The sequence below is a fragment of the Pseudomonas sp. SC11 genome (genome assembly GCF_047039205.1).
GTDB classification, from domain to species: Bacteria; Pseudomonadota; Gammaproteobacteria; order Pseudomonadales; family Pseudomonadaceae; genus Aquipseudomonas; species Aquipseudomonas boreofloridensis.
Map to the genome: position 1 here is coordinate 1610238 of NZ_CP178183.1, position 24122 is coordinate 1634359.

A 24122-nucleotide genomic window follows, 5' to 3' on the forward strand; every position below is an offset into this window, starting at 1 on the left:
TCACGCCTGCTTGATCAACACCGCCACACCTGGGTGATACTGCCCTGCCTCGTTGTGCAGCTTGCGATAAGCGTAAGGGAAGTACCAGGCGATGGCGCAGGCCGTGTGCTTGCTCAGGTCGTCGACCATGTCCTGCAACTCTTCCGGGCTGGCATGCTGGCCGGCCTTCCACGGACTGACGAACAGCGCCCCCGCCTTGAACTGGCTGGGGTAGACCGACAGGCGCGCCAGTGCGGCGGTTTCTTGCAAGGCGGTGGCGAGGTCCAGTCGGGCGATCTTTGGCCAACGCTGCGCGGTAATCAAATGCAGGGATTGTTCGGCATCGGCGATGCACAGGTCGCAACGTCCCTCGCGGTCACCTTCGTCACGTTGTTTCTTGCCCTGATACTGCTGCAGCGCGACACGCTCGGCCTGCCAGGCGGCAGCGGCCAGCAGTCCGGCATTGGCCTGGGCGCCATGCCAGTAGGGGGCGTCGCTTTCACCGTGGATCTGATTGAAGCGGTCGATGCATTCGACCCAGCGCTCGAATACCGGTCGCAGGAACTCCAGGTGTGGGTTGTGGATGATCAAGCCTTGCATGACGCGTTCTCCTTTTATTTATGATCGCGTTCAGCTGATTGATGGCTATGTGATATCACTGTCTTATCCTTGAGACAAGCGCCCTGAAGACTCGTTCGTCATCCGTGTTCAATTGACGCTCCCGGTGCAACCCTCTAACCTTCGCCGCGTGTTTCAGGTGCTCTGCGGACAGCCTCCGGCAGAGTGAAACTGGGAAGCCGGTGGGCGCCGCAGGGCGCGAATCCGGCGCTGCCCCCGCAACGGTAGGTGAGTCAAGGCCGCGCATGGCCACTGGGCAGAGTCCGGGAAGGCGCGCGGTTTCGGGCCAGAGCCCAACTCACGAGCCCGGAGACCGGCCTGTCACTGCCAACGGCATCACGGAGGGTGATGCGCGCGGTCCCGTGGTCTGTCCGCGGCCATTGCGTGCTCCCGTCTGCGCCTGCCTGCCTTGATTACCTGTCGCTGCCTGGTGCCCACCCGCGAGTGCCCGACCGGCGCGTCGACAGCTTGCGGAGTACCCACATGAGCGAATCCCCCGAACGCGACGAACGCCACCTGGCGCGCATGCAGCGCAAGAAGGCGGTGATCGACGAACGCATCGCCAACTCCCCCAACGAATGCGGCTTGCTGTTGGTGCTCACCGGCAACGGCAAGGGCAAGAGCAGCTCGGCGTTCGGTATGCTCGCCCGCGCCATGGGCCACGGCATGCAGTGCGGTGTGGTGCAGTTCATCAAGGGCCGTAACAGCACCGGCGAAGAGCTGTTCTTCCGGCGGTTCCCCGAGCAGGTGCGTTATCACGTGATGGGTGAGGGCTTCACTTGGGAAACCCAGGACCGTCAGCGTGACATCGCTGCCGCCGAAGCCGCTTGGGAGGTGTCACGCGCGCTGCTGCAAGACCCTGGCGTGCAGTTCGTGGTGCTCGATGAACTCAACATCGCCCTCAAGCACGGCTATCTGGAGCTGGATCAGGTCCTGTCCGATATTCAGGCACGGCCACCGATGCAGCATGTCATCGTCACCGGCCGCGGCGCCAAGCCGGAAATGATCGAACTGGCCGATACCGTCACCGAGATGGGTATGCTCAAGCACGCCTTCCAGGCAGGAATTCGCGCGCAAAAGGGCGTCGAGCTGTGACCTCAGGCACTCGGCAATGCCCGGCGGTGCTGATCGCAGCCCCTGCCTCCGGCCAGGGCAAGACCACCGTCACCGCCGCCCTGGCGCGTCTGCATCGCAACCTTGGACGCCGGGTGCGAGTGTTCAAGTGCGGGCCTGACTTTCTTGATCCTATGATCCACGAGCGGGCCAGCGGCGCGCCGGTGTACCAGTTGGACATGTGGATGATCGGCGAGGCCGAAAGCCGTCGCCTGTTGTGGGAGGCGGCTGCCGATGCCGACCTGATCCTGATCGAAGGTGTGATGGGCCTGTTCGACGGCACGCCCTCGAGCGCCGATCTGGCGCGGCATTTCGGCGTGCCGGTGCTGGCGGTGATCGACGGCACTGCCATGGCCCAGACCTTTGGCGCCCTGGCCTTGGGTCTGGCGCGCTATCAGCCCGACCTGCCGTTTGCCGGCGTGTTGGCCAACCGCGTAGGCAGCCTGCGCCACGCGCAACTGCTCGAAGGCAGCCTGACCGAAGGCCTTCGTTGGTACGGTGGGCTTTCCCGCGAGCGCGGCATCGAGCTGCCCAGCCGTCATCTGGGGCTGGTCCAGGCCAGCGAGCTGAACGACCTGGACGCACGCCTGGATGCCGCTGCCGAGGCGCTGGGCGCCAGTTGCGATGCAGCTCTGCCGCCACCGGTGAGTTTCGTCGAACCGCCGGCCCAGCGGCGGCAGGCCAGCCTGGCCGGCGTGCGCATCGGCGTGGCCCGCGACGAGGCTTTCGCCTTCCTCTATGGCGCCAACCTCGATTTACTGCGCGACCAGGGCGCCGAACTGGTGTTCTTTTCGCCGCTGCATGATAGCCAGTTGCCGATGGTCGACAGTCTGTATCTGCCGGGTGGTTACCCCGAGCTCCATCACCTTGCCCTGGCGGCCAACACGCCGATGTGCCAGGCGATCCGTGCCCATCATGCGCAGGGCAAGCCGTTGCTCGCCGAATGTGGTGGCATGCTTTATCTACTCGAGACCTTGACCGACGTGTCCGGCGAGCGCGCCGAGCTGCTCGGTCTGCTGCCCGGCGAAGCGGTCATGCAGAAGCGTCTGGCCGCACTGGCGCTGCAGACGGTCGAGTTGCCCGAGGGTGCGCTGCGTGGCCACACCTACCATCACTCGCTGACCAGCACCGACCTGGTTCCCATCGCCCGGGGCCAGAGTCCCAACGGCGGACGCGGTAACGAAGCAGTCTATCGACAGGGCCGGCTGACGGCCTCTTACGTGCACTTCTATTTCCCTTCCAATCCAGAGGCGGCGGCGGCGCTGTTGCGACCATGAACCCACATGCCTTCAGTGCGGCCGAGCGCGCGGCGGTCTATCGCGTCATTGGCGAGCGTCGCGACATGCGTCACTTCATCGGCGGCGAGGTGGCGCCGACGCTGCTCGCCCGGCTGCTGGCGGCCGCGCATCAGGCACCCAGTGTCGGTCTGATGCAGCCGTGGCGTTTCATCCGCATTAGCCAGCCCACGCTGCGTGCGCGCATCCAGGCACTGGTGGAGCAGGAGCGAGTGCTCACCGCAGAGGCGCTGGGTGAGCGCTCCGACGACTTCATGAAACTCAAGGTCGAGGGTATCGGCGAGTGCGCTGAAGTGCTGGTCGCGGCCTTGATGGATCAGCGTGAGCCGCACATCTTTGGCCGTCGCACGCTGCCGGAAATGGACTTGGCCTCGATCGCCTGCGCCATCCAGAACCTGTGGCTGGCTGCCCGCGCCGAGGGGCTGGGCATGGGCTGGGTGTCGCTGTTCGACCCGCAGGCGCTGGCCGAACTGCTGGGCATGCCGGCCGGTGCCCAGCCGGTGGCCGTGCTGTGCCTGGGCCCGGTGGCGCAGTTCTACGAGGCGCCGATGCTGGTGCTGAAGGACTGGGCCCGCGAACGCCCCTTGAGCGAGATGCTCTACGAGAACCAGTGGGGGACGCCGGCATGAGCATCGCCTTGCTGACCGTGGCGGGCGTCGCGCTGGACGCGCTGCTGGGCGAGCCGCAGCGACGCCATCCATTGGTGGCCTTCGGCAACTTCGCCGCCCGTTTGGAGCAGCGCCTGAACGCCGGCGGACGGGGGTGGCGCAGCCACGGCGTCAGCGCCTGGTTCCTGGCGGTGGTGCCGCTGACCCTGGTGGCGCTGATCCTGTCCTGGCTGCCGTTTATCGGCTGGCTGGTGGAAGCCTTGGCATTGTACTGCGCGCTGGGCATGCGCAGCCTGGGCGAGCACGTGCTGCCAGTGGCCCAGGCCCTGCGCCAGGGTGACCTGGACGAAGCGCGGCGGCGCGTGGGCTACCTGGTCAGCCGGGAAACCGCCGAGCTGGATGCTCCCGCCGTGGCCCGGGCCGCCACCGAATCGGTGCTGGAGAATGGCAGTGACGCGGTGTTCGCCGCGCTGTTCTGGTTCGTCGTGGCCGGTGCGCCCGGTGTGGTGCTGTATCGCCTGAGCAATACCCTGGATGCCATGTGGGGCTACCGCACGGCGCGCTTCGAGCGCTTCGGCTGGGCGGCGGCGCGCATCGACGATGCCCTGAACTATGTGCCCGCTCGTTTGGTGGCGCTGACCTACGTGCTGCTGGGCAAGACCCGTCTGGCGCTGGGCTGCTGGCGCAACCAGGCGCCGCACTGGGACAGCCCCAATGCTGGCCCGGTGATGGCCGCCGGCGCCGGCGCCCTGGGTGTCGAGCTGGGTGGCCCGGCGGTGTATCACGGCGAGCTGCACGACCGTGCGCGGCTGGGTGAAGGGCTGGCGGCCGACGCCGACGCCATCGAGCGTGGCTGGAGCTTGGTGCAGCGCGGTGTCTGGCTGTGGTTGCTGGTGATCTGCCTGGGAGCCTGGCTGTATGCTTGAACACGGTGGACGTTTGTTGCGCGCGGTGCGCGAATACGGCATTGCGCGTCAGGACTGGCTCGACCTGTCCAGCGGCATCGCGCCATGGTCATTCCCCGTTCCTGACGTACCGGCGCAGGCCTGGGCGCGGCTGCCCGAAGTCGAGGACGGCTTGGAGCAGGCGGCGCGCAGCTACTACGGCGTGGCGCAACTGCTTGCCGTGGCCGGTTCGCAGGCAGCGATCCAGGCGCTGCCGCAACTGCGCCCGCGAGGTCGGGTCGGCGTGCTCTGGCCCTGTTACGCCGAGCATCCACAGGCTTGGCGCCAGGCCGGACATCGCCTGCTGGAGCTCGACGAAACCCAGGTCGAGGACGCCCTGGACAGCCTCGATGTGCTGGTGCTGGTCAACCCCAACAACCCCACCGGACGCTGTGTGTCGCGCGAGCAGTTGCTCGACTGGCATGCGCGTCTGGCCCGGCGCGGCGGTTGGCTGGTGGTGGACGAAGCGTTCATGGACAACACACCGACCCACAGCGTGGTCGATCAGGCCGGGCGCGCCGGGCTGATCGTGTTGCGCTCGTTCGGCAAATTCTTCGGCCTGGCCGGTGTACGGCTGGGTTTCGTGATGGCCGAAGCACCGCTGCTGCAAGCACTGGCCCACGCGTTGGGGCCTTGGACGGTCAGTGGCCCGGCCCGTATCGTCGGCCAGGCCTGCCTGGACGACGTCGAGCAGCAGCGGGCGCAGATCGAGCGCTGTGCTCAGGCCAGCGCGCGACTCGCCACGCTGCTCGAGGGCTGCGCGTTGCCGGTCAGCGGCGGTTGCGACCTGTTCCAGTACCTGCGCCATCCATGCGCCGCGCAGTTGCAGGACTTTCTCGCCCGTCGCGGTATTCTCGTGCGCCTGTTCGAGACGCCCTCGGCGCTGCGCTTCGGCTTGCCTGGCGATGCGGCGGACGAACAGCGCCTGCGTCAGGCCTTGCAGGCTTATCACAAGGAATCGGCATGACGACCCTCATGGTGCAAGGCACCACTTCCGATGCTGGCAAGAGCACCTTGGTCACCGCGCTGTGCCGCTGGCTGCTGCGCCAGGGCGTCGCCGTGGTGCCCTTCAAGCCACAGAACATGGCTCTCAACAGCGCCGTGACCGCCGACGGTGGTGAGATCGGCCGGGCCCAGGCCGTGCAAGCCCAGGCCTGCAACCTGGCGCCGCACACCGACATGAACCCGGTGCTGCTCAAGCCCAACAGCGATACCGGCGCGCAGGTGATCGTCCATGGCCGCGCGGTGACCAGCATGAACGCGGTCGCCTACCACGACTACAAAGCCATCGCCCTGCAAGCGGTACTGGCTTCGCACCAACGCCTGAGTGCGGCCTATCCCGTGGTAATGGTCGAAGGTGCCGGCTCGCCGGCCGAGATCAACCTGCGGGCCGGCGACATCGCCAACATGGGCTTCGCCGAGGCGGTGGACTGCCCGGTGATTCTGGTCGCCGACATCAACCGCGGCGGGGTCTTCGCCCATTTGGTCGGCACCTTGGAACTGCTTTCTCCGAGCGAGCAGGCGCGGGTGAAGGGGTTCGTCATCAACCGCTTTCGCGGTGACATCGCCTTGTTGCAGCCGGGGCTGGACTGGTTGGAGCAGCGCACCGGCAAGCCGGTACTGGGGGTGTTGCCCTACGTCACCGACCTGCACTTGGAAGCCGAGGACGGCATCGATCGACGCCAGTCGACCAAGGGCGATCGGCTGCTCAAGGTGATCGTGCCGGTGCTGCCGCGCATCAGCAATCACACCGACTTCGACCCGTTGCGCCTGCACCCGCAGGTGGACGTGCAGTTCATCGGTCCCGGCCAACCGATTCCGCCGGCCGACCTGATCATCCTGCCCGGCTCCAAGAGCGTACGTGGCGACCTCGCCCAGTTGCGTGCGCGTGGTTGGGAGCGCGCCATCGCCCGTCATCTGCGCTACGGCGGCAAGCTGATCGGCATCTGTGGCGGCTTGCAGATGCTCGGCCGGCACGTGCACGATCCGCTGGGCCTGGAAGGTCCGGCCGGGAGCAGCGAGGGCCTGGGGCTGTTCGACTACGCGACGGTGCTGGAAGCCGACAAGCAGTTGCGCAACGTCAGCGGCGTGCTGAGCCTGGAACAGGCGGCGGTGAGCGGCTACGAGATCCATGCTGGCGTCACCCAGGGCCCGGCGCTGGAGCGGCCTGCACTACGGCTGGCCGATGGTCGCGCCGACGGTGCCCTGAGTGCCGACGGGCAGATCCTGGCCACCTACCTGCATGGCTTGTTCGAGGGCAGCGATTCGTGCGCGGCGTTGCTGCGCTGGGCCGGGCTCGAGGCGGTCGAGCGCGTCGACTACCACGCCCTGCGCGAGCGCGACATCGAGCGTTTGGCCGACCTGGTCGAACAGCATTTGGATACTGCGCATCTGCGTGCACTGTGTGGAGTCGCCTGACATGCGTAACCTGATTCTCGGCGGTGCCCGCTCGGGCAAGAGTCGCCTGGCCGAACAACTGGCCGTGGCCAGCGGCCTGCCGGTCACCTACATCGCCACCAGCGAGCCGCTGGACGGCGAGATGAACGAGCGCGTGCGCCTGCACCGCGAGCGTCGCCCGGCCGACTGGGGGCTGATCGAGGAGCCTCTGGCGCTGGCGCAGGTGTTGCGCGCCGAGGCCGCCGAAGGGCGCTGTCTGCTGGTGGACTGCCTGACCCTGTGGCTAACCAATCTGCTGATGCTCGACGATGCCCAGCGCCTGGCTCAGGAGCGTGACGCCCTGCTCGATGGCCTTGCCAGTCTGCCGGGCACGTTGATTCTGGTCAGCAACGAAAGCGGCCTGGGCGTAGTGCCCATGGGCGAGCTGACTCGTCGTTACGTCGACCTGGCCGGCTGGCTGCACCAGGCCGTGGCCGAGCGCTGCGAGCGTGTCGTGCTCACGGTCGCTGGCCTTCCTCTCACGCTTAAAGGACCTGCTCTATGACTTCCTCCTGGTGGCTCGATGCCTGCCATCTCCTCGACTCTGACGCCATGGAGCAGGCGCGCGCCCGTCAGCAGCAATTGACCAAGCCGGCCGGCTCGCTGGGCCAACTGGAAACCTTGGCGGTCACCCTGGCCGGTCTGCAAGGCTGCGAGCGGCCGAGCCTGGAACACGTGGCAATCAGCCTCTTCGCCGGTGACCATGGTGTGGTGGAGGAGGGCATCTCCGCCTATCCCCAGGCCGTGACCGGGCAGATGCTGCGAAACTTCGTCGGTGGAGGCGCGGCGATCAGCGTACTGGCGCGCGAACTGCGCGCGACGTTGGAGGTGATCGACCTGGGCACTGTCGATCCCACCCTGCACCTACCGGGCGTGCATCACCTGCGCTTGGGCGCTGGCACGGCCAACTTCGCCCGCCAGCCGGCGATGAGCGAGGCGCAATTGCAGGCGGCATTAGGCGCTGGCCACGACAGCGCCCTGCGCGCTGCCAAGCAGGGCGCTCAGTTGTTCATCGGTGGCGAGATGGGCATCGGCAACACCACGGCCGCGGCAGCCGTGGCCAGCGCCTTGCTGGGCTGCGCGGCCAACCTGTTGAGCGGGCCGGGTACAGGCTTGGACAGCGCAGGCGTGCAACACAAAGCCGAGGTGATCCAGCGCGCGCTGGCGCTGCATGCGCTGTCTGGTGATGAGCCGTTGCGTGTCTTGGCCTGCGTCGGCGGCTTCGAGATCGCGGCATTGACTGGGGCCTATCTGGCCTGTGCCCAGCAGGGCGTGGCGGTGCTGGTGGACGGCTTCATCTGCAGTGTCGCCGCGCTGCTGGCCGTGCGCCTCAACCCGCAATGCCAGCCATGGCTGCTGTTCGCCCACCAGGGCGCGGAGCCAGGCCACCGCGCCGTGCTCGAAGCACTGCAGGCCCAGCCGCTGCTGGCCCTGGGTCTGCGCTTGGGTGAAGGCAGCGGTGCGGCGCTGGCGGTGCCGCTGATGCGCCTGGCATGCGCGCTGCACGGGCAGATGGCGACTTTCGCCGAAGCGGCCGTAGCGGATCGCCCGGCATGATCCTCGACCTGCTGCGCCATGGCGAAACCGAATGCGGTGGTGGGCTGCGTGGCAGCCTGGACGATGCCCTGACCGCCCAGGGCTGGGCGCAGATGCGCGCAGCGGTGAGCGAGGGTGGTCCCTGGGATGTGCTGGTCAGCTCGCCCTTGCAGCGCTGCGCACGCTTCGCCGAGGAACTGGGCGAGCGCCTGGCGCTGCCGGTGCAGGTGGAGGCGGGGGTGCGCGAATTGCATTTCGGCGAGTGGGAGGGGCGCAGCGCGGCGCAGATCATGCAGACCGAAGCCGATCTGCTCGGGCGTTTCTGGGCCGATCCCTACGGCTGCACCCCGCCCGGCGGTGAGCCGGTCAGCCATTTCGCCGAGCGCGTGCAGCGCAGCGTCGAGCAGTTGGTGCGTCGATATGCGGGTCAGCGTGTGCTGCTGGTGACCCATGGCGGCGTCATGCGCCTGTTGTTGGCGCGCGCGCGTGGCTTGCCACGCGAGCAGCTGCTGCAGGTCGAGGTGGGGCACGGAGCGTTGCGGCGTCTGGACGTGGCGGCCGACGGCCAGTGGACGGAGCGGGCGTGATGCTGCCGTTCTGGATTGCCTTGCAGTTTTTGAGCAGCCTGCCGGTGACGCTGGCGGGCATGCCTGAGCCGCGGCAGATGGGACGTTCGCTGCTGTTCTACCCTGCAGTCGGGGCGTTGTTCGGCGTGTTGCTGTGGGCGGCCAGCGCGTTGTTGCACAGCACGCCGGCGCCGCTGCAGGCTGCCTTGCTGCTAGCGCTCTGGGTGCTGCTCAGTGGCGCGCTGCACCTCGATGGTCTGGCCGACAGCGCCGACGCCTGGCTGGGCGGCTTCGGCGATCGCGAGCGCACCTTGCAGATCATGAAGGATCCGCGCAGCGGGCCGATCGCTGTGGTCACGCTGATGCTGGTGCTGCTGCTCAAGTTCTGTGCCCTGTGGGTGCTGGTCGAGCGGGGAGCGGGTGCCTGGCTGATGCTGGCGCCGATCCTGGGGCGCACGGCCTTGCTCGGGCTGTTCCTGTGCACGCCTTATGTGCGGGCCGGCGGTCTGGGGGCGGCCTTGGCGGAACACCTGCCTAGGCGCGCGGCGCGCGGAGTACTAGCGGGAAGCGTGGCCGTCTGTGTAGTGCTCGGTGGCTGGACGGCGATAGGGGTGGCCCTGCTGGCGCTGTTGGTGTTCCTCGGGCTGCGTCGGCAGATGTGCCGGCGTCTGGGCGGCACCACGGGCGATACCGCTGGGGCTCTGCTGGAGTTGATCGAGGTGGTCGTCGTAGTCGGTTTGGCGCTGGCGGGCTGATCGGTCTGGAGGCATCAGTTCGGAATCGCCCTTCATGCATAGCAGATACTTCCCATGATTAGCGAGGCTAGGCTCGGTGCTCTTCGACTCATCAGGACACCCGCCATGCGTGACCGACTGTTCGCCAGCTTGCTGGCCCTGACCCCGCTTCCGGCGTTGGCCGCCGACCTGATTGCGTTCTGGGACGAACCGCGCCACGGCGCCAACAGCTTCAATCGACTGCCGCCGGATCAAGCCTATTTCGACGCCCTGAAAGGCTACGGTGCGTCCTGGGTGCGATTGTCCTATGACAAGTGGCAGCCCGCAGGAAGGGATTTCCTGCTGGGAGATGCCGATGAGTACGCGGGTTTGGCTCAGGCCGATCTGCAGACTTTGGTGGCGGTGCTGGATCGTGCGCATCGCTCGGGCCTGAAAGTGGTCATCGCGCCCTTGTCGTTGCCGGGCATGCGTTGGGCGCAGAACAACCAGAACCAATTTGACGATCGTCTATGGCAGGACAAGCGCTACTGGGAGCAATCCGCCGCTTTTTGGCGCGATCTGGCCAAGGCGCTGAAGGATCATCCAGCGGTGGCTGCATTCAATCTGGTCAATGAACCAGCCCCTGAAAAGCGCGGCGGTCTGGCCGAGCATGCCGCGCTGGCTGACATGCAGCGCTGGTATGACCAAGTCCAAGGCAGTGCCAGGGATCTGCCCGCGTTGTCGGCCACGCTCTTGGAGGCTATCCGCACCGTGGACGACAAGACCCCGGTGATGGTCGACGCCGGCTGGTACGCGGCGGCCGACGCTTTTGGCTACTGGCCCACGCCGTTGGCAGATAGCCGGGTGCTGTACAGCGTGCACATGTACGAACCTTACGTGGCCACGTACGCGCCGAGTATCACAGGCGATCGTGCGTACGCGTATCCCGGCACCGTACCCTTCGCTGCGGGGACCGAGCGCTGGGACAAGCACCGCGTAGCCGACTACCTTCAGCAGCCCGTACGCTGGGCGCAGCAGCATGAGTTGCCGGTATCACGACTGGTGGTGGGCGAGTTTGGCTGCATGCGCCGCTTGGCGGGCTGTGGCGCTTACCTGGAGGACGTGCTGGCGGCGCTCGATCGCTATCGCCTGCATTGGGCGTTTTATGCCTTTCGCGAAGATGCCTGGGATGGAATGGACTACGAGCTGGGAACGGACAAAGTTTCGTGGCGTTACTGGCAGGCAGTCGAGGAGGGTAAGCCGGACCCGTTATCGCGACACCCTGGGCCATTGTTCCAGCCGATCCTGCAGCGCCTGGGCCCAGGGCCTCAATAGAAAACGCTTGCACACCCCGATCCGTCGGTATAAACGCTTGAGGCTGATACAGGGCGCTCACGTTGTATCGTTGGGCTGCACAGCGCGGCGCACGACGACCTCGACGAATCGGCACTAGACCTGGGCGCCCGCCTTTCGTGATGCCTGGAGATAACAACAATGACTTCCCTCTGGCGAACCAGTGGCTGGGTGCTGCTTGGCGCTGCGTTGATCCTGGCGCTGTCGCTTGGCGTGCGCCACGGTTTCGGTTTGTTCCTGGCGCCGATGAGCACCGACTTCGGCTGGGGCCGTGAAGTCTTCGCCTTCGCCATTGCCTTGCAGAACCTGATCTGGGGCTTGGCCCAGCCTTTCGCCGGTGCCTTGGCCGACCGCCTGGGCGCGGCCCGCGTGGTGATCATCGGTGGCATTCTCTATGCCCTGGGGCTGGTGCTGATGGGTATGGCCGACTCGCTGTGGTCGTTGTCGCTCAGCGCTGGGCTGCTGATCGGTATCGGTCTTTCGGGCACCTCGTTCTCGGTGATCCTGGGCGTGGTGGGCCGCGCGGTAGCCCCTCAGCAGCGCAGTCTGGCCATGGGCATCGCCAGCGCGGCGGGATCGTTCGGTCAGTTCGTCATGCTGCCCGGCACGCTTGGCCTGATCCAATGGTTGGGCTGGTCGGCGGCGCTGCTGGTGCTGGGTTTGCTGGTGGCGTTGATCGTCCCCTTGGTCAGTATGCTGCGTGACCGTCCGCTGCCTCGCCTGGATGGCGAACAGACCTTGGGTCAGGCACTGCGCGAGGCCTGCTCGCATTCGGGCTTCTGGCTACTGGCGCTGGGCTTCTTCGTCTGCGGGTTCCAGGTGGTGTTCATCGGCGTTCATCTGCCGGCCTATCTCGTCGACCAGCATCTGCCGGCAAGTACCGGGACTACGGTGCTGGCGCTGGTCGGGCTGTTCAATATCGTGGGCACCTACACGGCCGGTTGGCTCGGCGGGCGGCTGTCCAAGCCGCGTCTGCTGACCAGTCTTTATCTGCTCAGGGCCGTGGTCATCGGGTTGTTCCTGTTGGCGCCGGTGACTACGTTCAGCGCTTACCTGTTCGGTATTGCCATGGGATTGCTGTGGCTGTCGACGGTGCCGCTGACCAATGGCACCGTGGCGACTGTGTTTGGGGTGCGCAACTTGTCCATGCTCGGTGGCATCGTGTTCCTGTTCCATCAACTAGGGGCATTCCTGGGAGGCTGGATGGGGGGTGTGGTGTACGACCGCATGGGCAGCTACGACGTGGTCTGGCAGATTTCCATCCTGCTCAGTGTGCTGGCGGCGGCGCTCAATTGGCCGGTGCGCGAGCGGCCGGTCGCGCGTCTGCAGGAGGCTGTGGCGTGAGGCGCTGTGGCTTGCGTGGCTGGCTAGCAGCGGGAGCCCTGTTGTTACTGGCGTTGGCGTGGTGGGGCTGGCAGCGCGGGGGACTGGCGCTCATGCAATTGGGCATGGGAGTCTGTTAGGCGCTAACCTGCTAGGTTAACGAAACGTCTTGCAGGAGTATCAGACTATGCGCCTTCGCTGGCTTGCAGTGCCCTTGGTCTTTACGGCTGTCGCCTCCAGTTGGGCGGCCGACTGTCCAGCGTTGTTGCAGGGTAGCCTGCCGGAATTGCGGGGCAAGGGGCAGGTGGATCTTTGCCAGCGCTATGCGGGCAAACCGCTGGTGGTGATCAATACGGCCAGCTATTGCGGGTTTGCTCCGCAGTTCGAAGGATTGGAGGCGACCTATAAGGCCTATCATGACCAGGGTTTGGAAATGCTGGGAGTGCCCTCCAATGATTTCAAACAGGAAGACGCTGATAGCGAGAAAACGGCCAAGGTGTGTTATGCCAACTATGGCGTGACCTTTACCATGACCAAGACTCAGGCGGTGCGGGGGGATGATGCCATTCCGTTATTTGCTGAGTTGGCCAGGCAGAGTAGTGCGCCGAAGTGGAATTTCTATAAGTATGTGGTGGATCGTCGGGGGAAGGTGATTGGGCAGTTTTCCAGTCTGACTAAACCGGATGATCCGGCGTTTGTTGGGGCTATTGAGAGGGCGATTGGGTCTAGGCCTTAGTTTGGGTTTTGGGTTTTGGTTTTGGGTGAATATCCGTTGGCTTTGGTGAGGCTTAGTCACCTTTTCGCCTTTACGGCGACCCCCTTTTTTTCTTGGAAAAAAGGGGGCAAAAACCGCTTGCTCCCGCATACGGCCCCTTCGGGGTTCCCTCGCGCCGGTGGCACTCCGGGGGTACCGCGCTTAGGGGCCATCCATGGCCCCAAGCGCTTGACGGGCATCCATGCCCGTCAACCCCCTCCATGCCACCTCTGCTCGGCCTCCTGAGGTCGCGATGGGCGGCGTCTGAACTGGCGCGCGCTTAGAAGCACGACGGTGGGGGCAGATGTTCTGGAGCGCTGCGCGATCAAATCGGCGTTGCCGTTGCCGTTGCCGTAGCTTTTGATCTTAGTGCGCGGTAGCCCAATCACCGCCAACCGCGACCTCAGGAGGCCGAGCATAGGCGTTGCGCAGGGAGGTGACGGGCATGGATGCCCGTCAAGCGCTTGGGACCAGGAGGGTCCCTAAGCGCGGTCCTCCCGGAGCGACGCCGGCGCGAGGGAACCCCTGCGCGCAGCGCAGGGGCCGTATGCGGGAGCAAGCGGTTTTTGCCCCTCTTTTTTCCAAGAAAAAAAAGAGGGTCGCCGTAAGGGCGAAAAGGTGAATCAGCCTCACCAAAACTAACGGATCTTCACCCCAAGACAAGCAGCCCCCAAAAGCCCCAATGAAAAAACCGCCACAAGGGCGGTCTTCTCACAACCTCAAACCCCAATCAGAACCGATAAGTCAGCGAAGCACCAATCCCGTGAGCGCTGTTCTCATACTTGGCCTGATAGCTCCCTTTGGTCCGGCTGGCCAGGTTCACCTTGGTGTCTTCCTCCCACAGGTAGGAATACGCCACATCGATGGTCACGTCGTCGGTTGGGCTGTAACCCGCCCCCAGGCTGAAGATCTTGCGATCGCCGGTAGGGATGCGCGGCGAACGATCCTGATTGTTGGTCGGCGACTGGTCGACGGTAAAGCCAGTACGCAAGGTCCATTCCTTGTTGACCTTGTACGAAGCACCCACAGCATGCGCCCAGGTGTCGTGCCAGTTCTGCTCTTCGCTGATGGTGCCGAATTGAGCTGCCAGCGGAGCAGGCACTTCGTTGTTGACGGTGATGTCTTTCAGACGGCTCCAACGGGTCCAAGTGCTGCCCGCGTAGAGAGTCCACTGGTCGTCAAGCTCGTGAGTAACCGAGAAGTCCACCGACTCAGGCGTTTTGATCTTGAGCTCGGCGTCGAACTTGCTTCCGCTGAATGGCCCGATTAACGCGTTGTTGACCTTGGTCTTGCCTTCGAGCTTGTAGTCGACCATCGAGTGGTAGGTCAGGCCCAGGCGGGTGCGGTCAGTGGCTTGTACCATCACACCGATGTTGTAGCCGACCGCCGTGTCGTCACCTTTGATCTTGACTTCGCCATCGTTGCGGCCAGGCGTGAAGGGGTTGATGGTGTTGGACCCCAATTCACCCTTGATCCGGTTGATGGTCGGACCGAAGCCGATGGACACCTTGTCGTTGAAGGCATAGCTGATGGTCGGCTGGAAGGTCACCACTTCGACGTGGCTCTTCTTACCCCAATAGCGCGCAGCGTCGTCGCTGCCGTAGTCGGTCACCAGGCCGAAGGGTACGTAGACACCGAAGCCCACGCTCCAGTGATCGTCGAGCGGCTTAACGTAGTAACCCATCGGTACACCGACCACCGGCACCATGTCGCCGTCGGTTTCCCCGCCCAGGTTGCTGCCAGGACCGGAAATATCGGATTTAGCGATGACTGCCGCGCCGCCTACGGTAACCTGTTCGCGCTTGAGGCGAGACATACCGGCAGGGTTACCGTAGAGGGTGCTGGCGTCGTCAGCAGCCGAAGAACGACCCGCGAAACCTGTCCCCATACCACTGACGCTTTGCTCGTTGAGCGCGAAACCGCTGGCGAAGAGTTGGCTAGAGGCGACCGCGATTGCGACGCCGAGGGAGGTTTTGAGCATGACTGTTTTCATTATTAGAACTCCTTGGGATCTCCGGGGCCAAAAGCTACCAACAAATCGCGAAGTACGCCATAGGCTGTATACGCGGAGATAGAGCGGTTTTGTAGGACAATCCGACCAAAATAAGCCGCAGTTCTGAATCTTTCGTAAGAGGATTCCTATGATGGCTCCGCAACCCTAGGGTTTACCCAGCAATCCCACGCCTGGGTGAAGTCACGTAGGCGCCCTTGCGGATGAAAGGTCTGTCGCCAGATCTTGGCCAGGCCGAGCACATCGTCGGCGGCCGGGAGCGGCGTGGCCTGTTCCTCGATGAGCATCCAGGCGATGGCGGTGGCGTAGCGCAGATTGACGGTCAGTTCCAAATGTGGACCGCCAAGGAAGGCATGCTGACTGGCCAGCCCACGCACCAGGCTGGCCAATTCCGGATCACGGGCGAGGTAACAATCCCACAGCGCTTGATGACGCGTCTCACCGATGCGGTACAGCCCGTGGCCACGGCGATCATGCAAGGCCTGGCCAAGGCAAGACTGGCTGGCAGCGACGCCCAGGAGCAAGGCTTCTGCGCTCGCGTTGTGGCGCCCCAGATAGACCAGCGTGGGGCGGATGACATAACGGCTCAATTCGTTCGCAGCGATACCCATGATGCCCTCGAACTGTCAGGGACCGATGGGTGCGGGGAGCTTGGCAGCTGGCTGAAGGATCACACCCATCGGAAGCGGCTCGCACCGCTCGAGTTGAAGTCTAGTGTGATATTCATGGTGTAAAGGGCTGTTTTTAAATCGATTGCTGCCGCTGCGATCAGGCTATATGCCTTGTGGCAATTACACCGGTGCAGCGCTAGCAGCAATCAGAGTGGCACATTCACGGGGCGAATCTTCGCCCATTCGTTCATGCGACCAGCGACTGGCGCGTGCGGTCGATCACCGCCTGCAGCGGCTCTGCGCCAGTGTACTGCTCTGGGTAAAGACGTTCGGTGTGGCATGCCACGCCGTGTTCGTCTACCAGGGTGAAGCTGAAGCTGCCCTTGCGGGGAGCAACGATCAGGCACTGCAGTGGTGCGAAGGCCTGAGAAAGCGTGCCGAATGCGCGCTGAATGTGATGATGATTGGTCATTTTTTTAGAGTTTCCTGCTCAAGACACGGGTTCGATCCGTGCACAATAGAAACGTTCCGGTGACGCCTTTATTAAGGGAGGCGAAAAACCTGACCGGAACAGAGCAGCCAGAGAAAGCGCAAGCACAATGTAGGCGCCGGGCTGACTGGTAGGTACTTAGGAAGGCGGGCAGCATCCCACGGGCCAGGTTCGAGGCCATGGGTGAAGATCCCGATCAATCGTTCGTTGGCTGATTCGGACTGGAGTGGCGTATGCCATTCAGTGAATCATCGCGTAGGCCGTCCTGGTTTCAGCGAGGCTACCCGGGGTGGGAGCAGTCGCAAGGACATAATGGCCAGAATTGATTTCAGCTTGGTACTAACGGTGGCCACACTACCTAAGCATTGGCAGCGATGCAAGCTTTTTTTAAATCGTTCAGCGAAGCCGACCATTATCGCTGCTGAAAGCGCTCCTGTGAAGTGGGCGACCGGGTGAGTAGTGGGGTGACGCGTGGCAACGATCCCCGCTCGGCCTAGGGCCAGTACCCAGTTGTACACACGCGTGGCGCGACTTGTAACCGTATTGCAACACGCCCTCAAGAAGCCGCCAATGACTTGACTGCGACCTTAAGTCAATGAAAAAAAACACTTATTTCGGCTGGTGAAAAAATCGTCAGTTTGACTGAAGCCCCCATTCCATAAGGGTTTGCGGGCACGCAAGGGGGGTTGTCCACCGAGTTATCCACAGTATCTGTGGATTGTGTTGCAGGGTTGCTCTAGGACGGGCATGTCAAGTCGTGCTGAGAAATATCTGACGTGTAAGTCAACACCTTCTCGCACTCGAGTGCTGGATTGAAAAACGTCAAGAAAAGAACCATGAAATATTTTTTTCCGCGCTGTCAGGCGCGTATCGAGCCATCACGCAAAAAAAACGGTAGAGTGGCGCGCTTTTCGAATTGCCTTCGCTGTCTGTCATGAAGTTTCGTGTCTCCTCCCAAGCCGATTGCCCTAATACGGGACCGAGCGTCTTTTCCAAACGCTTTTCGCTGAAAGTCGCTCTCTGGCTACTCGACAGCCCCCGCCTGGGCGTCAAGCCCAGCGTCAAGCACTTGGCCGGACGCCTGCTCAAACAGCCGGCGCGTCGGGGCGTGGTGGTTGCCCAGAGTCGCTTGGGACAGTTGCTGTGCCGCGATTGCGGCAATGCACGCGACCGGCGCATCGGTCACGAGCTGTTGCGTCAGGCGGCTCGGGCTGGGGATGGACTTGCCCAACTCGAATACGCCCGTCTGTGCCTGCCGCAGGATGCCGAGCAAGCGCGGCATTGGCTGGAACTGGCGGCCGGGCAGGGTTCGCAGGATGCGCAGCGATTGCTCGAGCGCCTGCATCCCTAGCGTCATGAGTGGGCAAACCCCTGTAAGCTGCAGCCTGCATTGGAACAACGATCGGGGTGAGCATGGCAGTGGATCTGGCCAGTATTTTGATGGGCATCGTCGCCGCTGCGGTGCCTTGCCTGGGCTGGGCGTTGCAGCTTCAGCGACGACTCGCCGTCCGTCAGGGCGAAGGCAGTCTATGGCAGGAGCGCCTCAACGCGTCGCAACTGGCGCAGGCCGGTCTGCAAGCCCAGCTTGATGCCAGCCGTGACGAAATCAGCGATCTGAGCGAGGCCAACAGCCATAAGCAGGCACAGCTGGCGGCGCAACACCGTGAGCTGGAGCTGCTGCAGATCGAGCGCGACAACGCCCGCGACGCTGCTCATGCCTGGAGCCTGGAGCGCGCCAATCGCGAAGCCGAACTGCGCCGCCTGGAGGCACAGGCGGCACGTCTGGATGCCGAGCTTCGCGAACAGCAGGACAGCCATGCCCAACGTCTGGAAGACCTGCAGCAAGCCCGCGACACCCTGCGTGCGCAGTTCGCCGAAATGGCCACGCGCATCTTCGACGAGCGTGAACAGCGCTTCGCCCAGACTAGCCAGCAGCACCTGGGGCAATTGCTCGATCCGCTCAAGGAACGCATCCAGGCGTTCGAAAAACGCGTGGAGGAGAGCTACCAGCACGAAGCCCGCGAGCGCTTCTCGCTGGCCAAGGAACTGGAGCGTTTGCAGCAGCTCAACTTGCGCTTGTCCGATGAAGCCACCAACCTCACCCAGGCCCTCAAAGGGCAGAAGACCCAGGGCAACTGGGGCGAATTGATTCTGGAGCGGGTGCTGGAGCACGCGGGCCTGGAGAAGGGCCGCGAGTACCAGACCCAGGTCAGTCTCAGAAGCGCCGATGGCGAGCGCTTCCAGCCCGATGTGCTGATCATGCTGCCCGGCGACAAACAGGTGGTGGTCGACGCCAAGGTCAGCCTCACCGCCTACCAGCAGTTCGTCGCCGGCAACGACGAGGCGGCGCTCAAGCAGCATGTGCAGTCGCTGCGCAGCCATGTGAAGGGGTTGTCGAGCAAGGACTACAGCCGTCTGGACGGCCTGCACAGCCTGGACTTCGTGCTGCTGTTCGTGCCCATCGAAGCGGCCTTTTCTGCGGCGCTGCAAGCCGAGCCGGGGCTGTTCCAAGAGGCGTTCGACCGGCAGATCGTGATCGTCAGCCCCACCACCTTGCTGGCCACCCTGCGGGTCATCGACAGCCTGTGGAAACAGGAGCGCCAGGGGCAAAACGCCCGAGAAATCGCCGAGCGCGCCGGTTGGCTGTACGACAAATTCGTCTTGTTCATCCAGGATCTGGACGAGTTGGGCGCGCGCTTGCAGCAGGTCGACAAAGCCTACGCGGCGGCGCGCAATAAACTGTGCGAGGGTCGCGGTAATCTGATCAGCCGTAGCGAACAGCTCAAGCTGCTCGGCGCCCGCGCCAGCAAGAGCCTGCCGGCCGACCTGCTGGAGCGCGCGATGGCCGACGAAGGCCTTACTGCACCAGGCTCAGATGCCGATTGAGCAGGGCGCGCAGGGCTGCCGGCTTGACCGGCTTGGCCAGGTAGTCCAGGCCAGCCGCATGCACTTGGGCGATGGTCTCGTTGCGCCCGTCGGCGCTGATCACCACGCCGGGAATCGGCTCGCCCAACTGCGTGCGTAGCCACGCCATCAGGCCGGTGCCGGTCTCGCCGTGGTCCAGGTGATAGTCCACCAGCGCCAGGTGCGGGCGCATGCCCTTGACCAGCAGCGCTTCGCACTCGGCCTGGTCGCGAGCGGTCCAGACCTGGCAGCCCCAGCGTCCGAGCAGACTGTTCATGCCGATCAGGATGCTGTCTTCATTGTCCACGCACAGCACCTGCAGTCCCGCCAGCGGTTGTCCCATCTGCTCGGCAGGGGCTGCCGGGGTGGCCAGCGGCTGGCGGGCGATCGGCACGCTCACCCTGAATACGCTGCCTTTACCCGGCCATGAGCGCACCTGCAAGGTGTGACCCAGCACCCGGCACAAGCCATCGGCGATCGCCAGGCCCAAGCCCAGGCCTTTTTCAGCGCGCGTCTGGTGGCTGTCCAGGCGCTTGAACTCCTGGAAGATCACCTGCAACTTGTCGTCGGCAATGCCAGGGCCGCGATCCCACACCTCCAGCCACAGCCGCTCACCCTCACGCCGCGTGCCCAGCAGGATCGGGCTGCTGCCGTAGCGCAGCGCGTTGGTCAGGAAATTCTGCAGCACCCGGCGCAGCAGCTTGATGTCGCTGCTGACCTGCAGGCGACTGCCGCGCAGGCGGAACGCCAGGTCTTTTTCGGCGGCCAGCACCTTGAACTCGGCACCGAGGGTGTCGAACAGCGTATTGAGTGCGAAGGGTTTGATGTCCGGGGTGATCTTGCCGTTCTCCAGGCGTGAGATGTCCAGCAGATCGCTGATCAATTCTTCGGCCGAGCGCAGCGAGCTGTCCAGGTGCCGCACCAGTTGCCGGGCTTCGTCGTTCAAGGTCTCGGCCTGTTGCGACAGTGCAGCGGAGAACAGCCGTGCGGCGTTCAGCGGCTGCATCAGGTCGTGGCTGACCGCCGCGAGGAAGCGCGTCTTGGACTGGCTGACCGCTTCGGCGTGGCTCTTGGCGTCGGACAGTGCCTGGTTCAATTGCGAGAGTTCGTGGGTGCGCTCGGCCACCCGTTGCTCCAGGCCCTCGTTGGCATCCTTGAGCGCCTGCTCGGCTTCGCGGAACGGCGTGATGTCGGTGAAGCTCATGACGAAGCCGCCACCGGGCATCGGATTGCCGATCAACTCGATGACCCGGCCATTGGGGAACAGGCGCTCGGAGGTATGCGCCCGTCCCTGGCGCATCCAGTGCAGGCGCCGCGCCACATGGACCTGCGCTTCGCCGGGACCGCACAGACCCCGCTCGGCGTTGTAGCGAATGATGTCGGCGATCGGCCGGCCGACGGCGATCAACCCGTCCGGGTAGTTGAACAGCTCCAGGTAGCGGCGGTTCCAGGCGACCAAATGCAGGTTTTGGTCGACCACGCTGATGCCTTGGTTGATATTCTCGATCGCCCCCTGCAGCAGAGCGCGGTTGAACTGCAGCACCTCGCTGGCTTCGTCGGCGATGCGTACCACGTCCTCGAGCTGCATGTCGCGGCCCTCGATGGCCGCCTTGACCACCGCTCTTGTCGAAGAACTGCCCAGCACCCCGGCCAGCAGCCGCTCGGTGTGCTCGATCCAGTCGCCATCGGCGTTCTGGTTGGGGTTGAAGCCCTTGCCCTGGCGGTAGGCGAAGCGAATGAAGCTCTGGCGTGCGCGCTCCTCGCCCACGAAGCGTGCGGCGAGGTTGAGCAGGTCGTCGATCTGCACCGCCAGCAGTGTGCGCCCACTGGGGCTGGCGCTGGTCTGTTGACCGATGAAGCGACCGGCCTGCCAGTGCTCGGACACCCGTGTGCGCGAGAGGATCGACACCCAGGCGAACAGGGTGAAGTTGCCCGCCAGCGACAGCACCACGCCTTGCGTCAGCGGGCTGATGGGCAGGTTCAGCGGGTTGCCGTGCAACCACGCCAGGCCCGGAAACAGCTGCAGCGACCAGTCCAGGCTGTGCGCGGCGATGGGCAGTACCAAGGTGTAGAACCACAGGAAAATCCCGGCGGCCAGTCCTGCGAACACGCCGCGCCGGTTGGCCTGCTTCCAGTACAAGGCGCCGAGCATCGCTGGGGTCAGTTGGGTAACGGCGGCGAAGGCGATCTGGCCGATAGTCGCCAGGCTTGCAGTGGAACCCAGCAGTCGGTAACTGACATACGCCAGCAGCAGGATGACCACGATGGTGACCCGGCGTACCGAGAGCATCCAATGGCGGAACGCTTCGAACGGCCGCTCGGCGTTGTTGCGGCGCAGCAGCCAGGGCAGCAGCATGTCGTTGGAGACCATGGTCGACAGCGCCACGGCCTCGACGATGACCATGCCGGTGGCGGCCGAGGCGCCGCCGATGAACGCCAGCAATGCCAGGCTGGGATGGGCTTCGGCCAGCGGCAGGCTGATGACGAAGGAGTCGGACATCACCGTGCCCGGCAACAGCATTTGTCCGGCCAAGGCGATCGGCACCACGAACAGCGCGGCCAGCACCAGATACAGTGGGAACACCCAGCGCGCCAAGCGCATGTCCTGCGGCTCTATGTTCTCCACCACGGTGACGTGAAACTGCCGCGGCAGGCAGATGATCGCCATCATCGCCACGGCGGTCTGCACCACCATCGACGGCCAGTTGATGGTTTCCTGCCAGTAGCGCTCCAGGTGCATTGACTGTCGCGCCTGGCTGAACAGGTCGTCGACACCGTCGTACAGGTTGAACACCACGAAGGCGCCGACGGCGAGGAAGGCCAGCAGCTTGATCATCGACTCGAAGGCGATGGCCAGCACCATGCCGCGGTGGTGTTCGGTGACGTCCAGGCTGCGCGTGCCGAAGACGATGGCGAACAGCGCGAGCACCAGCGATACCACCAGTGCGGTGTCCTGAACGCGTGTGCCGGTGGCATCGGCATTGGCGCCGATCAACAGGTTGACGCCCAGCACGATGCCCTTGAGCTGCAGGGCGATGTAGGGCAGCACGCCAACCAGGCAGATCAGGGCAACCACCACAGCAAGGGTCTGCGACTTGCCGTAGCGCGCGGCAATGAAGTCGGCGATGGAGGTGATGTTCTGCTGTTTGCTGATCAGCACCATCTTCTGCAGCACCCAGGGCGCGAAAATCAGCAGCAGCACCGGGCCCAGGTAGATGGGCAGGAAGGCCCAGAGCTGCTCGGCGGCCTGGCCGACCGCGCCGAAGAAGGTCCAGCTGGTGCAGTACACCGCCAGGGACAGGCTGTATACCCAGGCGCGCAGGCGCGGCGGCAGCGGGGTGCTGCGACGGTCGCCGTAGAAGGCGATGGCGAACATGATGGCCATATAGGCCAGGGCGACCACGGCGATCAGCCCACTGGACAACGACATGCAAACTCCGCAGCAAGAGGGAAACGCGGTCCCGAGCAGTCTGGCACGAGCAGGGCGGTTTCGTCAGCGCAGACGATGGTCGCAGTGGCAGGGAGTCGCACGCTCCGCCGGGTTGTATATCTGTAAAGCAGATAACAGATAGAGAAAATACCCGTTATATAGATATTCCTGGCAAGCATAAGATGATTTCACCTTATCCGAGGAATCGCTCATGTCTTGCCCTCACACCCGTGCTCGGTCCTTGCGACCCTTCCAGCGCCTCGCCCACCCCCTTGAAGTGATTCGCCAGTTCACCCCCAACTGGTTTGCCGCGACCATGGGCACCGGCGTGCTGGCTCTGGCCCTGCGGCAGGTGCAGGTATCGGCGTTGCTGGGCCTCGCCGAGGCGCTGTGGTGGTTGACGGTCGCGCTGTTCATCGTGTTCTGCGTGCTGTACAGCGCCCGCTGGCTGCTGTTCTTCGACGAAGCGCGGCGGATATTCGGCCATTCCACGGTCTCGATGTTCTTCGGCACCATCCCCATGGGGCTGGCGACCATCCTCAACGGCGGCCTGGTGTTCGGCCTGGCGCGTTGGGGCGAAGGCCTGCTGCCGTGGATCGAGGCGCTATGGTGGCTGGATGTGGCCCTCGCGCTGCTGTGTGGCGTGGCCATTCCCTACCTGATGTTCACCCGTCAGGAACACAGCATCGACCAAATGACCGCCGTCTGGCTGCTGCCGGTGGTGGCGGCCGAGGTGGCCGCAGCCAGCGGCGGCCTGCTGGTGCCGCACTTGGCCGACCCTCAGGCCCAGTTTCTGGTGCTGGTCACCAGTTACGTCATGTGGGCGGTGTCGCTGCCAGTCGCGTTCAGCATCCTGACAATCCTGATGTTGCGCATGGCGCTGCACAAGCTGCCGCCGGCGAACATGGCGGCGTCCAGTTGGCTGGCCTTGGGCCCCATCGGTACCGGCGCGTTGGGCATGCTGCTGCTTGGCGGTGATGCGCCGGGTGTATTCGCCGCCAATGACCTTGGGGCAATGGGCGAGGTGGCGCGGGGTCTGGGACTGGTGGCCGGGATGGTGCTGTGGGGGGCAGGCCTGTGGTGGTTGCTGACGGCCGTGCTGATTACCGTGCGTTACCTGCGCCACGGAATGCCGTTCAACTTGGGCTGGTGGGGGTTCACCTTTCCGTTGGGTGTCTACAGCCTGGCCACGTTGAAATTGGCTGAGTGGTTGGGACTGGGCTTTTTCATGGCCGCCGGGCAGGTGTTGGTGGGCATGCTGGCAATGTTGTGGCTAGTGGTGGCAGGCAAAACGCTCACAGGCGCTTGGCGGGGTGAGTTGTTCGTGTCGCCGTGCATCGCTGCGGCCAGCGCCGTCCGATAGGCGGAGGATTGACAGCGTTCAGGGCAGGAGGAATACTCTCTAGCAATTCATATGTATGTCTATATAACAACACGA

General features: G+C 64.2%; 21 protein-coding genes and 1 riboswitch. Of the genes, 16 read left to right on the forward strand and 5 right to left on the reverse strand.

Annotated features, from left to right (window positions below):
• The gene (locus ACK2SD_RS07510) at positions 1-579 is read right to left on the reverse strand and encodes a hypothetical protein (RefSeq protein ID WP_029611861.1); all 579 of its coding nucleotides are present in this window, start codon (positions 577-579) and stop codon (positions 1-3) included.
• A gap of 138 nt (positions 580-717) precedes the next feature.
• Positions 718-934, forward strand: a riboswitch (cobalamin riboswitch).
• Positions 935-1080: 146 nt separating this feature from the next.
• Between ACK2SD_RS07510 and cobO the strand changes: the two genes are divergently transcribed.
• From cobO to ACK2SD_RS07575, 13 genes are all read left to right on the forward strand, one after another.
• Positions 1081-1692, forward strand: coding sequence for a cob(I)yrinic acid a,c-diamide adenosyltransferase (gene cobO, locus ACK2SD_RS07515; protein ID WP_029611860.1), 612 nt, complete (start codon positions 1081-1083; stop codon positions 1690-1692).
• The gene (locus ACK2SD_RS07520) at positions 1689-2987 is read left to right on the forward strand and encodes a cobyrinate a,c-diamide synthase (protein WP_240326870.1); all 1299 of its coding nucleotides are present in this window, start codon (positions 1689-1691) and stop codon (positions 2985-2987) included. Before cobO ends, ACK2SD_RS07520 begins: the two co-directional genes overlap by 4 nt.
• A complete protein-coding gene (bluB, locus tag ACK2SD_RS07525; protein WP_412461784.1) occupies positions 2984-3634 on the forward strand; it encodes a 5,6-dimethylbenzimidazole synthase in 651 nt (216 codons plus the stop codon). The genes ACK2SD_RS07520 and bluB overlap by 4 nt, the downstream gene beginning before the upstream one ends.
• A complete protein-coding gene (gene cbiB / locus ACK2SD_RS07530; protein ID WP_412461785.1) occupies positions 3631-4539 on the forward strand; it encodes an adenosylcobinamide-phosphate synthase CbiB in 909 nt (302 codons plus the stop codon). The genes bluB and cbiB overlap by 4 nt, the downstream gene beginning before the upstream one ends.
• Positions 4532-5524, forward strand: coding sequence for a threonine-phosphate decarboxylase CobD (gene cobD, locus ACK2SD_RS07535; RefSeq protein ID WP_412461786.1), 993 nt, complete (start codon positions 4532-4534; stop codon positions 5522-5524). The genes cbiB and cobD overlap by 8 nt, the downstream gene beginning before the upstream one ends.
• On the forward strand, positions 5521-6975 hold the full coding sequence (locus ACK2SD_RS07540; protein ID WP_412461787.1) for a cobyric acid synthase: 1455 nt from the start codon (positions 5521-5523) through the stop codon (positions 6973-6975). The genes cobD and ACK2SD_RS07540 overlap by 4 nt, the downstream gene beginning before the upstream one ends.
• 1 nt (position 6976) lies before the next feature.
• A complete protein-coding gene (cobU, locus tag ACK2SD_RS07545; protein WP_029611855.1) occupies positions 6977-7498 on the forward strand; it encodes a bifunctional adenosylcobinamide kinase/adenosylcobinamide-phosphate guanylyltransferase in 522 nt (173 codons plus the stop codon).
• Positions 7495-8550: a nicotinate-nucleotide--dimethylbenzimidazole phosphoribosyltransferase gene (cobT, locus tag ACK2SD_RS07550; RefSeq protein WP_412461788.1), complete on the forward strand. Its 1056-nt coding sequence runs from the start codon at positions 7495-7497 to the stop codon at positions 8548-8550. Before cobU ends, cobT begins: the two co-directional genes overlap by 4 nt.
• Positions 8547-9116 (forward strand): alpha-ribazole phosphatase family protein, encoded by a 570-nt coding sequence (gene cobC / locus ACK2SD_RS07555; RefSeq protein WP_412461789.1) that lies wholly within the window; start codon positions 8547-8549, stop codon positions 9114-9116. Before cobT ends, cobC begins: the two co-directional genes overlap by 4 nt.
• Entirely contained in the window at positions 9116-9850 is a 735-nt protein-coding gene (locus ACK2SD_RS07560; RefSeq protein WP_412461790.1) for an adenosylcobinamide-GDP ribazoletransferase, read from the forward strand. The genes cobC and ACK2SD_RS07560 overlap by 1 nt, the downstream gene beginning before the upstream one ends.
• Before the next feature lie 105 nt (positions 9851-9955).
• The gene (locus ACK2SD_RS07565) at positions 9956-11143 is read left to right on the forward strand and encodes a glycoside hydrolase family 5 protein (RefSeq protein WP_412461791.1); all 1188 of its coding nucleotides are present in this window, start codon (positions 9956-9958) and stop codon (positions 11141-11143) included.
• A gap of 159 nt (positions 11144-11302) precedes the next feature.
• On the forward strand, positions 11303-12505 hold the full coding sequence (locus ACK2SD_RS07570) for an MFS transporter (protein WP_412461792.1): 1203 nt from the start codon (positions 11303-11305) through the stop codon (positions 12503-12505).
• A 166-nt stretch (positions 12506-12671) separates the two neighbouring features.
• The gene (locus ACK2SD_RS07575; protein ID WP_412461793.1) at positions 12672-13220 is read left to right on the forward strand and encodes a glutathione peroxidase; all 549 of its coding nucleotides are present in this window, start codon (positions 12672-12674) and stop codon (positions 13218-13220) included.
• A 748-nt stretch (positions 13221-13968) separates the two neighbouring features.
• Here ACK2SD_RS07575 and ACK2SD_RS07580 read toward each other — a convergent pair.
• The 3 genes from ACK2SD_RS07580 to ACK2SD_RS07590 form a co-directional block, all read right to left on the reverse strand.
• Positions 13969-15231, reverse strand: coding sequence for an OmpP1/FadL family transporter (locus tag ACK2SD_RS07580; RefSeq protein ID WP_412461794.1), 1263 nt, complete (start codon positions 15229-15231; stop codon positions 13969-13971).
• Positions 15232-15377: 146 nt separating this feature from the next.
• Positions 15378-15860 (reverse strand): hypothetical protein, encoded by a 483-nt coding sequence (locus ACK2SD_RS07585; RefSeq protein ID WP_412461795.1) that lies wholly within the window; start codon positions 15858-15860, stop codon positions 15378-15380.
• Between the two features lie 247 nt (positions 15861-16107).
• Positions 16108-16332 carry a hypothetical protein gene (locus tag ACK2SD_RS07590; protein WP_039579408.1) on the reverse strand — a complete coding sequence of 75 codons (225 nt, stop codon included), beginning with the start codon at positions 16330-16332 and terminating at the stop codon, positions 16108-16110.
• Positions 16333-17284: 952 nt separating this feature from the next.
• On the opposite strand from ACK2SD_RS07590, the gene ACK2SD_RS07595 reads away from it, so the two are divergent.
• Both ACK2SD_RS07595 and rmuC read left to right on the forward strand, forming a co-directional pair.
• On the forward strand, positions 17285-17701 hold the full coding sequence (locus ACK2SD_RS07595; RefSeq protein WP_080754750.1) for a tetratricopeptide repeat protein: 417 nt from the start codon (positions 17285-17287) through the stop codon (positions 17699-17701).
• 62 nt (positions 17702-17763) lie between these two features.
• On the forward strand, positions 17764-19236 hold the full coding sequence (gene rmuC, locus ACK2SD_RS07600) for a DNA recombination protein RmuC (protein WP_412461796.1): 1473 nt from the start codon (positions 17764-17766) through the stop codon (positions 19234-19236).
• Here the strand turns inward: rmuC and ACK2SD_RS07605 are convergent.
• Positions 19208-22684 carry a NahK/ErcS family hybrid sensor histidine kinase/response regulator gene (locus ACK2SD_RS07605; RefSeq protein ID WP_412461797.1) on the reverse strand — a complete coding sequence of 1159 codons (3477 nt, stop codon included), beginning with the start codon at positions 22682-22684 and terminating at the stop codon, positions 19208-19210. The two genes, rmuC and ACK2SD_RS07605, sit on opposite strands and share 29 nt — an antisense overlap.
• A gap of 211 nt (positions 22685-22895) precedes the next feature.
• Here ACK2SD_RS07605 and ACK2SD_RS07610 point away from each other — a divergent pair, with 211 nt between their 5' ends.
• Positions 22896-24047, forward strand: coding sequence for a TDT family transporter (locus ACK2SD_RS07610; protein ID WP_412461798.1), 1152 nt, complete (start codon positions 22896-22898; stop codon positions 24045-24047).
• Positions 24048-24122 lie beyond the last annotated feature (75 nt).